7 protein-coding genes are annotated in these 13940 nt (G+C 71.0%); 2 read left to right on the top strand and 5 right to left on the bottom strand.

What is annotated here, in order from left to right; translation table 11 throughout:
• Positions 1 to 31: 31 nt before the first annotated feature.
• Complete coding sequence (locus tag G4D83_RS13380) at positions 32 to 2176, top strand: protein kinase domain-containing protein (RefSeq protein ID WP_163865101.1); 2145 nt, start codon at positions 32 to 34, stop codon at positions 2174 to 2176.
• 92 nt (positions 2177 to 2268) lie between these two features.
• On the opposite strand, the gene G4D83_RS13375 is transcribed toward G4D83_RS13380, so the two are convergent.
• From G4D83_RS13375 to G4D83_RS13365, 3 genes are all read right to left on the bottom strand, one after another.
• On the bottom strand, positions 2269 to 3819 hold the full coding sequence (locus tag G4D83_RS13375; protein WP_163865100.1) for an ATP-binding protein: 1551 nt from the start codon (positions 3817 to 3819) through the stop codon (positions 2269 to 2271).
• Between the two features lie 118 nt (positions 3820 to 3937).
• Complete coding sequence (locus G4D83_RS13370) at positions 3938 to 5281, bottom strand: GspE/PulE/PilB domain-containing protein (RefSeq protein WP_163865159.1); 1344 nt, start codon at positions 5279 to 5281, stop codon at positions 3938 to 3940.
• A gap of 55 nt (positions 5282 to 5336) precedes the next feature.
• Positions 5337 to 5723: a VOC family protein gene (locus G4D83_RS13365; protein ID WP_163865099.1), complete on the bottom strand. Its 387-nt coding sequence runs from the start codon at positions 5721 to 5723 to the stop codon at positions 5337 to 5339.
• A 13-nt stretch (positions 5724 to 5736) separates the two neighbouring features.
• On the opposite strand from G4D83_RS13365, the gene G4D83_RS13360 reads away from it, so the two are divergent.
• Positions 5737 to 7128 carry a response regulator gene (locus G4D83_RS13360; protein WP_163865098.1) on the top strand — a complete coding sequence of 464 codons (1392 nt, stop codon included), beginning with the start codon at positions 5737 to 5739 and terminating at the stop codon, positions 7126 to 7128.
• 63 nt (positions 7129 to 7191) lie between these two features.
• Here the strand turns inward: G4D83_RS13360 and G4D83_RS13355 are convergent, their stop codons facing one another.
• Together G4D83_RS13355 and G4D83_RS13350 are read right to left on the bottom strand one after the other, a co-directional pair.
• Entirely contained in the window at positions 7192 to 10263 is a 3072-nt protein-coding gene (locus tag G4D83_RS13355; RefSeq protein WP_163865097.1) for a hypothetical protein, read from the bottom strand.
• Between the two features lie 9 nt (positions 10264 to 10272).
• The gene (locus G4D83_RS13350; RefSeq protein ID WP_163865096.1) at positions 10273 to 13878 is read right to left on the bottom strand and encodes a flagellar motor protein; all 3606 of its coding nucleotides are present in this window, start codon (positions 13876 to 13878) and stop codon (positions 10273 to 10275) included.
• Positions 13879 to 13940: the final 62 nt, after the last annotated feature.

The raw sequence follows: 13940 nt of genomic DNA, 5'->3' as shown, positions 1-13940 counted from the left end.
GGCGCGCAACTCGCACTAGCATGCGTGCCCCATGAGCACCGTGCGCTACCTGTCACTTGGTCCCCTGCTCGCCGGGGCGGGCTCCCGAGCCTTCCTGGGGCTTGCCCTCGAGGATGGCCTGCCCCCTCGCCCCGTGGTCCTCATCTGGGCTCCGCAGGAGGTCGTCCAGAGCCCGGAGCTGACCGCGAAGCTGACGCGGGAGACGGGCCGCGCGCTCGTCTTCGAGCATCCGAACATCCTCCGCGTCCACAGCCTCGCGGCCCAGGACGGTGGCCTGGCGCGCGTCACCGAGTTCGCCGACGGTGAGCCCCTGCGGCGCGTGCTGGAGGCGAGCCCTCGGCTTCCCCCGCCGCTCGCCGCGCTGGTGGCCGCGGATGCCGCCACGGGCCTGCACTACGCGCACATGGCCGGCAACGACGACGGCACGCCGCTGGTGCACGGCGATGTGCGGCCCGAGACGCTGATGCTCTCCTTCAGCGGCCTGACGAAGGTGACGGGCTACGGCGCCCTCAGCGTGGCGCCGCGCGAGCGCGATGGAAAGCGCGTGAAGAACCGCCGCGCATACAGCGCCCCGGAGCAGTTGCTGGGCGGTCGCGAGGCCGTGAATGTCCAGTCGGACGTGTTCCTGCTCGGACTGGTGCTGCACGAGTGCCTCTCCGGGAAGATGCCCTTCAAGGAGAACGCGGACCCGGACAAGGCGACACTCACTCGCACGCTGCCGACGATGTCCCAGGACGTGCCGCTGAAGCTGGACGCGGTGGTGCGCAAGGCGACGGCGAAGCGCGCGTATGACCGGTACCCGTCCGCGCACGCCTTCCGCGAAGCGATTGTGGATGCGGTGGGCACGCTGCCCGCGCACACGTCGATGGCGGACTATCTCGCCAAGCTCTTCCCTCCGGAGAACGAGGCTCGCGCGGCTCGGCGCCGGGTCATCGAGGCGGGCATCGCGGACGTGCTCCAGAAGGTCGGTGTCTCACCTCCCGTCGTGGCGGAGTTCCTCGTCACCGGCACCCTGCCACCCTCGGCCATTCCGAAGGTGTGGCCGGCGATGCAGGGCCAGCTCTCCATCCTCGCGGCCGTGTCCGGCGGCACCAGCGGTGTGCAGCTCACCGAGGCCAGCGCGGCACCCGCGGGAGAGCCCACGGGCTCCTCCGCCGTGGTTGCACCGGCACCGGCACCGGCGGCCGCACCCGCCACCGAGGCCACGAGCACCACGGCGTCCAACCCCACCCTGCCTTCCGTCGAGACGATTCCGGCGACGGGGACCTCTGCCACTGTCGCTTCTTCCGAGAGCGCCACGGCGTCGACGGGGACCGCTGACACGGCCACGAGCACCGTGGCTCCCGCCGCCGCTGTGGCGACCGCCGCGAGTTCAGGGCCGACTCCGGCCGGAGCCGCGACCGCGTCCTCGACTCCGAGTGCCACGCCACTCACGAGCACCACGCCATCGCCCACGCCCGTCACGAACGGAGCCGGTGCGTCCGGAGCTCCGGCAACTCCAGCGGGCGCGGTGCCAGCTTCGAGCCCCGTGCCGCCAGCGGCCGGTGCGCCTCGGAAGTCCTCTCGGGCGTGGGTCGCCGTCGTCGGCGTGGGCACGGTGCTCGCGCTGGGTGGCGCGGCCGTCATCGTCCAGCGCCTGCCGGCCCAGATTGAAGCGGAGCTGGAGGACGCTGGGCCCCCGTCCATCGCGATGGGCGGCCTGGAGGACGCAGGAGCGAACGCCGACGGTGGCGTGGACGCGGGCGCCGAGGTGATTGCGACCGGCTACCTGGACCTCACCGTGGATCCTCGCGTGGACGTGTCCTATCCGGGTGGGTTCCTGGGTCGCACGCCGCTCAGCGTGGCGCTGCCCGCGGGCCGACATGTGTTCACGCTCACCAACGCCGTGCTCGGCATCCAGGTGGCTCGCACGTTCACCATCACCGCGGGCGGGCGCAACGCGCAGCAGCTCTTCCTGAACAAGGGCTTCATCAACGTCCGCGCGCCGAAGGACGCCATCGTCACCCTCAACGGCCGGCTCATCGGCGCCGCGCCCGTGGAGGAGCAGGACGCCTACGAGGGCACGCATCAGCTCCTCGTCATCGCCAACGGCGCGCGGTGGGCGAAGACGTTCAAGCTGGAGCCCGGCCAGCGCGTCTCGTTCGACGTGGACTTCGAGACGCCCTCCGAGGAGTAGGCCCCCTCGGTCCCCGCTGGCAGCGGCTCCTCACCCCGAGCCCTGCCAGCGAGACTCGCCCGACCTGACACGTGCTCCCTGGTGCGCCGTGACTACTCGCGACGCTCCAGGCGCAGAAGCTCCAGGACCCGGTCGGTGTCCAGGGGCCGCGCCACACAGTCGCTGGCACCCGCGTCCAGGCATCTCGCCCGCTCGTCGTCGCTCGGCTGGGCCGTGACGACGACGATGGGCATGTCCACGAAGCGCGCATCCTCACGGAGCTTCTTCAGGACGACATGGCCCTCCTCCATCATCGGGAGCAGCAGCAGCAGGCCATCGACCTCCGGCGAGTCCCCCAGGACACGCAGCGTCTCGCCCAGGCTCTCCGCATGGAGGACCTCCAGGCCCCGCGACTCCAACACGCTGATGAGCGAGAACGCCTCACGGATGTTGTCGTCCGCCACGAGCACGCGACGCCGGGTGGTCCGTTCCCGCTCCCCTTCCAGGAACGAAGACCCCGCGAAGGGCTCGTAAGGAATCACCTCGCCCGGCGCACGCGGACCGCTCCGCGTCGACTCATCACCGCGCGCGAACGTGGGGAGTTCGACCGCGGAGACCTCCACCATCGACTCCCCGGCCCGCGCGAAGTTCCGCTGTCCGCCCGCTTCGCCTTCCGCCTGGGACTCCTCACCCACGTAGACGTCGGGCACGTAGAGCGTGAAGGTGCTGCCCCGCCCCAGCTCGCTGGCGACGTGCAGCTCTCCTCCCAGCAGGTGCGCCAGTTCGCGGCTGATGGACAACCCCAGACCCGTGCCTCCGTACTTGCGACTCGTGCCCGGCTCCGCCTGATGGAACGCCTCGAAGATGCGCTGGAGCTTGTCCTGCGCGATGCCAATGCCCGTATCCACCACGCTGAACGCCAGCACCCCTTCGGCGCGATTCAGCACGGGGCTCTCGAAATGGAGCAGCCCCCGCCCCATCAGCGCGACGCGCAGCTCCACCCGCCCCGAGTCGGTGAACTTGAAGGCATTCGAAAGCAGGTTCATGAGCACCTGCCGCAAGCGCAGCGAGTCGGTGCGCATCGTCCGGGGCAGCGAGCTGGAGAGCACGACACCAAAGCCCAGCCCCTTCTGCTCGGCGACGTGCTGGAAGTCGCGCTCGATGAGCGCCTTCACCTCCGCGAGCGGCACGTCCTCCGGTTCGACCTGAAGCTTCCCCGCCTCCACCTTGGACAAGTCCAACAGGTCATTGATGAGGCTGAGCAGGTCCACGCCCGAGGCATGGATGGTCCGCGCATACTCCGCCTCCTTCGGCCCCAGGCGATGGTCCGAGTCCTCCGACAACATCTTCGCGAGCCCGGCGAGCACGTTCACCCCGTCGCCCAGCTCCCGCCACGCGCCCTCGGTCCCCGACACGTCGACACGTGCACCCAGCCGGCCCTCCACTCCCACCTCACGGCCCACCCGAGTCACGTCCCGAGCAAGGGACGACAGGCGCTCCACCCCCGCGTTGAAGGTCTCCGCCAGTCGGTCCTCGAGCGTGTTCGTGCCTCGGACGGGCACTCGCCGCGAGAAGTCGCCCCGGTTGGAGGCCTCCATCGCGGCGAGGAGCTCTGCCAGCCGAGCGTCCTGCCGTGCGGCCCCCTGGTTGCCATCGTCTTCCACGCGTTGCTCCCGTGAATCCGCACCCGTCACAGGGCCGGAACACACCCGGACCCCGTGACGCCACGACATCGCGGCGACACCGAACAGACGAACCGTCTCCCAGAATCCCGGATGACGACTACGCGCTCTTGCGGCGCCGCATCATCGCCTCGTACGAGCGACCCACGCTTTGCGAGAGGATCATCAGCTCGCCCACGTCAGGCGGCGTGAGCTGATCCGGCCCGTTGTCCACGTACAGCAAGTGGACCACCTTGCCTCGGACGAGCAGCGGCAGGATGACCGCCGTCGTCGGGAAGCCGCCCCCCAGCAGCTTGTAGAACACGCCCATCGCCGCGTCCCGGCGCACCGGCCCGACGTAGTGCGAGCGCGTGTCTCGCACCAACCGGAACGTGCTCTGCTCCCGGAGCGCCACGCCGATGCGACGCACCGCCGCCTCGCGCACCCCCGGGCCCATGCCGTGCCAGCCCGTGACGAGGCTGCCCTGCACGGACAGCAGCAGGTTGCGCCGCCACTTGCCCAATGCGAAGCGCAGCACCGTGCGCGCCACGTCCTCGCGGTCCGTGCTGCGCGCCAGCTCCGCCTGCGCCTCCGCGAACGTCAGCGGCGTGGGAGCAGGCTCGGGCGCGCGCTGCACGGGCGCGGCGGCCATGGGCGGCGGGGCGACGGGCGCCACCGGAGGCAGGGGGGCCACGGGAATGCCCGCCTGCACGGGAGGCGTCGGCGGAGCCACCGGGCGCGGCGCGGGAGGCTGCATCGCGGGAGGCGGAGCCACCACCGGACGCGCCACCGGCGCCGTCGGCATGGGAATCGGCGGGAGCTCGGGGAGGGCTTCCACCACCTCGACGCCGGTGATGACCTCCTCCTCGCCCATGTCCCCTTCGTAGTCCGCGCCACCGCGCAGCGCCTGCGCGTAGACGGACTGGAACTCCTCCTCGCTCATCAGGTCGGGCGGCTTCTCCTCGGCCTTCGCGATCTCCGCCGCCGCCTGCGAGCCCGGCTTGGGGCGAGGCCGCACCGCGTTCATGTCGATGGCGCGCAGCGGACGGAAGGCCTTGGTGTAGCGGCGCAGCAGCTGGTTCATCCGGAACTCGGGGATGACCACCGGCACCACGCGCTTGCCCGTCTTGAAGGCAATCGCGTCCAACGTCGTGAAGTCGTGCGGGTTGACGACGGCGACGCTCAGGCGCGTCGCATCCACCCGCATGGGGAGCAGCTCCTTGTCATCCGCCTGGTTGGGCGGCACCAGCTCCAGCGCCTTGGGGTCCGGCACCATCTCCCCGGAGGCGAACGCGCTGTTGTGCAGCGTCCCCAGCGTCTTGGCCAGGTCCACCTCGGACAGCAGCCCCAGCTCCACCAGGTTCGTCCCGAGCCGGCCGCCATGCACCACCTGGGCCTCGAGTGCTTCCTCGAGTCCCTCCGCGGTGACGAGGCCATCATTCAGGAGCTGTTCGCCCAGGCGCATGTCCGGCTTGTAGCCGCGCCCCATCCCACTCCGCAAGCACGCACACCCAGGGCTCCTAGTCCTCCGGGTGGTGGCTGAGCGCCACCCGGTTGCCCTCCGGGTCCCGCACGTACACCGTCCACCGCGTCTCGTGCTCCAGCGGGACGCCCGCCTGAGTAAGCTCGGACACCACCGCGTCCCGCTCCGTCCTGGCGATTCGGAACGCGAGCATCAGCAGGCCCGGGCGCTCGTGGCGGAACGGGAGCGGCTCTGGCGCCATGCCCGCCGCCTCGATGGCCAGGAAGCCGCCCCCGGGCACGCCCACCCAGATGCTCCGCAAGGAGCCGTCCGGGCGCAGGTGGCGGGTGAGCTCGGGGAAGCCCAGCAAGTCCCTGTAGAAGGCCGTCACCCGCTCGATGTCCTCCGCCTGGATTGCGACATGGTGGAAGCCCTGAACGTTCATGAGGGCGGATGGTATGGTCCCGCCGCCCATGGCGCGACTGCTCATCGTCGAGGACAACCACGAGCTGGCCTCCCTCATCGTCTCCACGGCCCAGAGCCGGGGCCACGACGCGCGCGCCGTGCACACCGGCGAGGCCGCGTTGGAGGCGCTCAGCCCCGGCTCCAAGTGGGACGCGGCGCTGGTGGACCTGCTCCTGCCGGACATCCGTGGCAGCGAGGTGCTCGCCGCCCTGCGGGCCCACGGCATCCCCGCCATCGCCGTGAGCGGTGTGTACAAGGGTGACCGCTTCGCGCAGGAGGCCGTGCAGGTCCATGGCGCCAGGGCCTTCTTCGAGAAGCCCTTCGAGCTCATCCAGGTGATGGAAGCCCTGGAGCAGGCGAGCGGCGTGGAGCCCGCGCCCCGCGCGCCACCGCCCGTGGAGGATGGCGCGGCCCAGGACGAGCTGCTCGACGACGCGGACCTCATCGTCCTGGAGGAGCTGGTTCCCGAAGCCGAGGACGGCGGCGAGGCCAGCGCTCCCATGCAGACCATCCCCGACTCCGCCCCGCTGCCCGGACTGGAGAGCGAGGAGCCCGCGCTGCCGCTGCCCTTCGCGCACCGGGAGAAGGTGTGGACGGGCGCGCAGCCCACGACGGCCAAGACGCGGCGCGCGCTGCCCGAGTGGTCCCTCGCGGGAGACCTGAAGGACACCTCGGTGGCGCGGCTGCTCAACGCCTACTACGAGGCGCGGCACCATGGAGAGCTGAAGCTCCAGCAGGGCTCCATCCTCAAGGTCGTCTACTTCGAGTCCGGCCGCATCGTGTACGCGGCCTCCAATCTGGCCCACGAGCGCTTCGGTCGCTTCTGTGTCCGCAAGGGCGTGCTCACGGAGCAGAAGCTCGCGGAGGTGGCCGCCTTCGCCCGGCAGGAGGGCCTGCGCACCGGTGAGGCGATGATTCGCCAGGGCCTGCTGGATGCGCCTTGGCGGCGACAGCTCCTGGAGGAGCAGGTCCGCGAGCTGCTCTGGTCCACCTTCACCTGGACGGAGGGTGCCTACGGCTTCAGCGCCATGAGGCCGCAGCGCGCGGACCTGGTGAAGCTGTCCGTGTTCCCGGGCGACCTGGTGTTGGAGGGCGTGGAGAAGACGGAGACGCTGGTGGCCCTGCGGCAGCGCATGGGGCAAGGGCGCCGCCTCTTCCCCACCGCCGATCCGCCGTACGGCCTGCACGAGCTGAAGCTGCAGGGGCCGCAGGCGTTGCTGCTGGCCTACGCGGACGGCAGCAAGACGGTGGAGGACCTGCTCGCGCTGACGGACCTGTCGGAGCGACAGGCGCTGGCGACGCTGCGGGGCCTGGAGCTGCTCGGCGTGCTGGAGGAGCGGCCGGAGACGCCGAGCCGCCGCCACCGGATCTCCTTCGGCCTCTAAGTCAGCGCAGCGTGCCGTCTCGACGCCGGCACAGCCACTGCGCCACCGCGATCGGCCGCTGAGTCAGCGCCGCGTGCCATCTCGACGGCGGCGCAGCCACTGTGCCATCGCAAGCAGTCCGAACAGCGCCGCGCCCGAGCCTCCCTGCGAGCAGCCACAGGACGACGGTTGTTCGCTCAACGACGCCCCGGACACGGGCACGCCGTTGAGGAACACCTCACCGGCGAAGCGCGGCGACGACAGCAGGCGGGGACGGACCACGTACGTCAGCGTGCGCGTCTCGTGAGCGGCCAACGCCACGCCCTCCACCTGGAAGCCGCCTTCGACTGACTGCTCCGCCAGCGTCGCGCCCGCCACCTTCACGCTGCCGGGCACCAGCTCCATGCCCTCGATGCGCTCCACATGACGCAGGCCGGTGACGCCGCAGTCCGTGGTGTTGCTCAACTGCACCACCACGCCCACCAGCCCCGTCTCCTGGCCGGAGGTGGACTCCGTGGAGTGCGCCACGTCGACGAAGGGGTCCGCGACAATCGGCACCGTGTGCACCCGCGTGGCCGCATTGCCCCCACCCGCGTCGGCGGTGACGCGCAGGGTGATGGACGTCCCCACCAGTTCCTGCAGGCCCGTCTCGAGCGTGGCCACGGTGACGCTCGTCCCCGACAATTCGTCCTGCGCGAGCGCGGGGCCGCTGTCCCTGGACCAGGAGACCTCCACGTCCGCGCACGCATCGGGAGGAATCCGCTGTGTCAGGGTCGTCTTCGCGCCTTCGCCACAACGCGCCACCAGCGCATCACCCTCCACCCCCCCCAGGGCCACGGCCCGTGCCTCCGCCGTCAGCGACTGTCGCGCGCGGCCCGCTTCGACGGGCGTGGAGACATCGGAGAAGAGCTCTCCGCGCACGGTGTACGTGGTGGCCGAGCAGACCGAGGGCAACTGAAAGCGCCAGGCGCCCGGCACGGGCACCACCTGGGAGGCAAGCTGCACGCCGTCGACGGACTCCAGGAACATGCGCGCCTTGAGCGCGTACGTCCCGGGGCAGCGCAGCGACGTGCCCAAGGTCGCCTCGACGTCCTGTCCGCCCAAGGTGACGCGCAGCGACAGGTCTAGGCTCGCGGCGGACACGTCCTCCGCTTCTGGCTGGGCGTCCACTCGTACCGGGGCCTCGGGCCCCTCCACCACGCCGACTCCAGGGACGGTCATCCGGTTGCGCGCCACCAGCGTCAGCGCCGCCAGCTCGCAGCCCTCCGCCGACACCTGGAGCGCCGGCGCCGTGACGGGCGACGTGAGGTCGACGGGATTGCCAGCACCGTCCTTCACCGTGAGCCCTGGAGGCACGGAGCTTCCATCCTGGAGCCGCCACACCGTCTCCAACTGGGGGAGACCCGCCGTGGCCTCGCAGGCGTGCAGCGCCTCGGGACGCAGTTCCACGGTGCTCCCCGACCTCACCTGTCGAACCGTGTTCGGCGCGAAGGGCGCTGCCGGCTTGCCCCAGGGCCGCACGTCGACGGAGATAGACGTGGGCTCGGACGGAGTCCGCCCCTTGTCCCGTGCACGGACTTCGTAGGTGTAGCGCGCGCCCGTCGCGGAGCAGAGGAACTCCGGGGGCACGAACGTCGCGACGCGGCCATCCTCCTCTGTCTGCAACATCGGCTGGCCCGGGGGGGCGTTCCACACGTAGTCCACCGACTCGCAGATTCCGGCGCTCGGGGAGGCGGTGAACACGAGCGAGGAGCCTCCCGCCGTGGTGGTGTTCCCCTGGAGCGGCAGCACCCCGGGCGCTCCGGGCCCTTCCGTGTTCTCGATTCGCACCGTCACCGTGGTCTGCCGGTCATGCGCGCCCAGGCCGTCCGAGGCGAACACGGTGAACTGGGTCGTGGTCGGCTCGCAGACCTCCGGGGCGGTGAGGGACAGCGACAGCGCATCCACCCCAGGCGTGGCGTTGACGGTCAGCGGCGTCGCCCCCACGTCGGCGGAGACCCGCACCGCGTCGCCGTCCTCGTCGCTCGCCATGACATCCAGTATCCGCGTCGTTCCCTCGTCGATGAGGACGGGGTCCGGAATCGCGCCGAACAGCGGGGCCACGGCGTTGACGTAATAGATGACGTTCTGCCCCTGGTTGCGCAGGGTGATGACGCAGAAGCTGGAGTCCACGCAGGACACCTGGTCGAACGGGTCCGACACCGGCAGCGACGCGTTCGCGAACGCGGGATGCACTCGCCACGTGGTGCCGGAGTCGCTGGCGCTTCCTGTCGGCACGGCGCCGAGCACGACATGCTCTCCGCCATTGCGCGTGCCCACCGCGAGGCCAAAGCCCGTTCCCCGGCCGGTGCTCAGCTCGGTATTCACATCGACGGAGACGATGCTCACCGGCCCCGAGTCGACCAGCGTGACTCGACTGAAATCCCCAGGCGCCGGAGATGCCGAGATGGGCGCCCGGAAGAGGCCGTCCGCGTTGCCCGCCAGGAGGATGGGAAACAGCCCGCTCGTGGGGATGAGGTCCACCGTCTGGAGCGGCAGCGGCGTCAGCGCCGGATTCATGCTGAACGAGGCCTCCACCTTGTCGCCGCGAAGGTAGATGAGGTTCGGCGTGCCGGTGACAGGGACGAGCGCATGCGTCACTCCCCCCGCGGACTCCGTCACTCCCATCACCGACGTGGCCCGGAACTGGGTCGTCTCCAGGACTCGGGTGGGCCAGGGGAAGGTGGCCGTCTCGGATGGCGTCGCGTGCAACAGCAGGAGGTCGTTCGTGTCGACGGCGATGGCGGCGTAGCCGGTGCCCGACGCGGTCTGCATCACCCGGCGGACCTCCATCGTCGTCGCGGTGGGCAGGTTGGGGATGATGCTGCCGTTGGGCAGACAGTTGTTGTAGGCGAAGATTTCGCCGTCGCTGCGCACGCCCGCGAAGCAACCCGAGGTCAACAACAACGTGCCCACGGCGGGCGACAGGTTGCGGTTGGCCACCTGCTCCTCGTTGACGTGCAGCTCCGCGCCCGTGGAGTGAGCGATGGCGACGGTGAAGGGCTCCCATGCCCTCACGTCGCGAGGCTCTCCCGGGACCGTGAGGCCTTCCTTCCACTCCGCGGACGCCACCGCGGACAGTCCCAGACAGAGGCAGATGAGGATGCCGGCGCGCACGAGTTACTCCTAGTAGGCGAGCTCCGCCCGGAGGTAGAGCCGGTCCTGATCTTCGGACGACTCGGAGCCCAAACCCAAACCGCTGAAGCCCAGCAGTGTGTACCCGACAGCCATTCGGAGCTTCTCATCCATCCGATATGCCACTTCCGCGCGCACCGCTGTCAGCCGGTCGCCTTCGGGTGAAGCCGTCCGACGGGCCAGCTCCGCCGCCACCTCCAGCCCACCCACGATTCGGACCGCCGGACGCACCGTGCCTGTCCACACCCACCGCGAGGAGCCCTCCAGGCTGCTGTGCCCCGCGTGAAGGCCCGCGGCCACCGAGAACCTGTCGCCCAGGCGCACCGCGGGAAGCAGGGAGAGAATCTGCAAGGCCCTGTCGCCAAACGCGGCCCGAGTACCCGGCAAGAGCTCCCGCGTCACACCATAGCGCGCCACCACGAGCCACGGGCCGGGTCGCCACGCCACCGCCGCGTAGCCCTCCAGCAGCCGAGCCTCCAGCGCGTCGTCGTTGACGGTCCGCGCGAAGTCCACGCGGCCAGAAGCCGTCACGTCGCGCAGCAGCTCCGCCTCGGCGGCCAGCGCCACCACCGTCTGGAGTCGGTCCACCGCCTCGCTCGCTCCGCGCTCCGGCGTGCCCTTCTCCCGCCGCACCTCGAAGCGGCCCTCCAGCCGCAACCGCTCCAGGAGCAGTTGGCCGAAGACGCCGCCCGCATCGCGCCGCAGCGGAGGATTCACGTCCAGCAGGCTGCGCACGCCGCGCTCGTAGCGGGCCCCCACGCTGAAGCCATCCAGCACCGTCTTCTGGAGCCCCACCGCCCGCGACAGCCGCACGGACGTCGCGTCATGAAGGCCCACCTCCTCGACGAACAGCGCGGTGCCGCTGTCGGGCAGCTCGGTGCGAGCCCCCGTGAGCGTCCTGCCCGCGCCGAAGTCCGGCCCATCCACATCGACGGAGTAGCCGCCGTAGTACACGTCCGAGCCACTGCGTGACTCCACGTTCGCCCAGGCGCGAGGACCCAGCTCCGGTCCCCAGCCGCCGCGCGCACCCACGCGCGTGTCGCGTCCCAGCTCCACGTCCACGCCCGCCGCGCTGAACGAGTCATCCACCCGGCCCGGCCCCGCGCCATGCAGGGCCAGCTTCTGGCGATGCGACGCCTGGAGCCAGAGGCCATCGAGCAGACGGTAGCGACCCGCGACACCCACGGAGGTGCGGCCTCCCGTCAGGGCGTCACCCTGCCCCACGACTTCGGCCGCCTTGAGCCGAGCATCCCGAGCCTCCACGCTCACGCCCCAGGTGGACTCCTCCCAACCCACGCTCGCGCCCACGGTGCTCGCGGAGAAGGGGTTGTCCACGAAGGGCTCACGAGGGTCCGCCGAGTTCCGCCCATCCGCGAGCAGCGACAACCGCAGCCGCCCCACGGGCTGACGCAGCCGCAGCGCGAGTTGCTGGAAGCGCGCCGCGTCCAGGTGCGCGCCGTCCGAGAAGCCTCGCCCGCGCCAGCGATAGGACGCATCCACGGAGCCCTCGCTCCACAGTCCCGGTCCGCGCATGCGCAACCCCAGCGCCTCGCCACCTGTCGCCAGCCCCGCGCCAGGGCGCAGGAAGCTCAGGCCACCGTCGTCGGAGACGCCGAACACGCCCGAGTCCACCGCCATGCCGCGACTGGATGCCGCCTCCGCCTCCAGCGAGTACGCGCCCAGTCGCGCGGAGCCCCGGCCCGAGTAGAGCGTGTACGGACGACCCTCGCGGCCTTCACGCACCGCGGCCAGTCCCACGCGCGCGCCACGCCACTCGGCCCACACCTCGCCGCCTCCAGAGTCCTCGGTGCCCGTCGTGCGCAGCGCCGCGTAATCGACGACGAGCACCGGCTCCGGTGCCTCCGTCAACATGTCGGTGCGCAGGAAGGTGTCACCCGCCATGAACGACAGCGGCCGGGACAGCAGGATGCGCCCCGCGAAGTAGTCGATGTCGTAGTCGCGCCCGCGCACCAGGTGTCGCTCGGCCAGCGGCAGTCCGGTGACACCGTCACGCACTTCCACTCGCACCAGCTCCGAGCCCTCCGCCACCGACACCGCGCCCAGGTAGAAGAGGCTGCCGCCCGTGGCGCGAAGCTCTTCGTGCGCGGGGACGGCCGAGAGTCCGCGTGTCGGGTCCGTGAGGCTGCCACCGAATGCGTCCACGCCAGCGCGGAGCTCCGGGCCCTTCGCGCTGGAGGTGGTCAGCTCCGCATAGGGGCCGAAGAGGGGGCGGTGGTAGCGGCCCACCTCACGGTCCTGCACCAGCGCGCGGTAGGTGCCCAGGCCCACGCGGCCGTAGTCGGGATGACGTGCTTCCGCGCGGAGCCGGGCCTCGGAGGCGTTCGGCGTCAGCGACACCGAGTCGTCGGCCCACTCCTCCGGCGAAAAGTCAGGGTCCGCCACACGCTCGAAGCGCTCGGGGACGCGAGGACGCAACCAGTCGGGGAGTTCCGCGCCTCGCAGCGTGCGGCCGTCCGTGTCGCGCAGGTCCACCTCTCCCACCACGTCCACCGGGCCCAGGCGCAGCTCCGCGTGTGCTGAGCCTCTGCCGCGAAGCTGGAAGTCGCTGTCCGCCGGCGCGAAGCTCGCCTCGATGTCCAGCAACCCCACCGCGAATGGCATCGGCTTCGCGAGGATGTCCACCACCACCTCGTGAGCGGAGCCACCGGGCGGAGTCAGCGCCAGCGTCACGTGGTTGTTCCCCGAAGCCAGCGTCACGGGAACTTCCACACGGCCGTCGGCATCGACCACGGAGCTCTCACCCAACGGGCCGCGCACCGAGGTCCCCGAGGGAGCCTCCACCTTCAGCCGGGTGACTCCGCTGGCCGCGGTTTCGTCACGCGCGGAGGGAAGCTGAAACGCGCCCACGAGCACCAAGGGCCTCGGCACCACCAGCCAGCCTTCGGCGCGGCGCACGACATCGACGTGCTGAAGCGAGACGCGCACCTTGCCATCCGGCGCGGTGGCCTGGATGACCAGCGTGTTGTCTCCAGCGATGAGGGGAACCGAGGCGCTCCATCCACCGCGCTCATCCACCTCCGCGTCGGCGCCGCCGATGCGCACGCGGTCTCCCACTGCGGCCTGTCCCGCGACACGGAAACGCACGGCGCCCTCGCCGGAGACCACGTCGGCCACGGGAGGCATCCGCGAATAGGACAGCTCCAAAGGCGGCGCATCCGAAGCCAGGCTGCGCACGGCGAAGTCCTGGAGGGCGACGGCGCCCCAGGGCACCTCCACCGTGGCTGCCTCTGGCGTCACCTGACTCGCGGCCGGCAGTGAGCGAGGGTCCACCTTGAGGCGATGCCGACCCGGACGCAGATGAAGTCCACGCGTGGCGTCCGGCGTGCGCGAGTCCACTCCCGTGAGGTGGAAGCGTCCTCGCGAATCCGTGCGCACCTCGCGACCCGTCGTCAGCACCAGCCGCACACCCGCGACACCCGGCTCGTCAGCGCCGCAGAGTCCATCCCCATCCACGTCGAGACATACGCGTCCGGCGATGGTGGATGCCAAGGAGGGCACGTCCATGGACACGCCCTGTCCCGAGGCCGCCCCGGCGCACAGCAGCACGCTCAGCACCAGCAGGCCCGAGCGCTTCATGGACGCACCTCGGCGAGCAGCGCGGGCACGTCCATGGACACGCCCTGTCCCCAGGCCCGAGC

It is taken from the genome of Myxococcus eversor (assembly GCF_010894455.1).
Classification (GTDB): Bacteria; Myxococcota; Myxococcia; order Myxococcales; family Myxococcaceae; genus Myxococcus; species Myxococcus eversor.
The sequence above is the reverse complement of the archived record's forward strand: the minus strand, read 5'-3'. Positions and strand labels throughout refer to the sequence as shown.

Excerpts from the sequence above, each read along its gene's own strand:
- G4D83_RS13365 (WP_163865099.1), bottom strand. The coding sequence starts at position 5,723 with ATGAACGTTCAGGGCTTCCACCATGTCGCAATCCAGGCGGAGGACATC.
- G4D83_RS13370 (WP_163865159.1), bottom strand. The coding sequence starts at position 5,281 with ATGCGCCTGGGCGAACAGCTCCTGAATGATGGCCTCGTCACCGCGGAG.
- G4D83_RS13380 (WP_163865101.1), top strand. The coding sequence starts at position 32 with ATGAGCACCGTGCGCTACCTGTCACTTGGTCCCCTGCTCGCCGGGGCG.
- G4D83_RS13360 (WP_163865098.1), top strand. The coding sequence starts at position 5,737 with ATGGTCCCGCCGCCCATGGCGCGACTGCTCATCGTCGAGGACAACCAC.
- G4D83_RS13350 (WP_163865096.1), bottom strand. The coding sequence starts at position 13,878 with ATGAAGCGCTCGGGCCTGCTGGTGCTGAGCGTGCTGCTGTGCGCCGGG.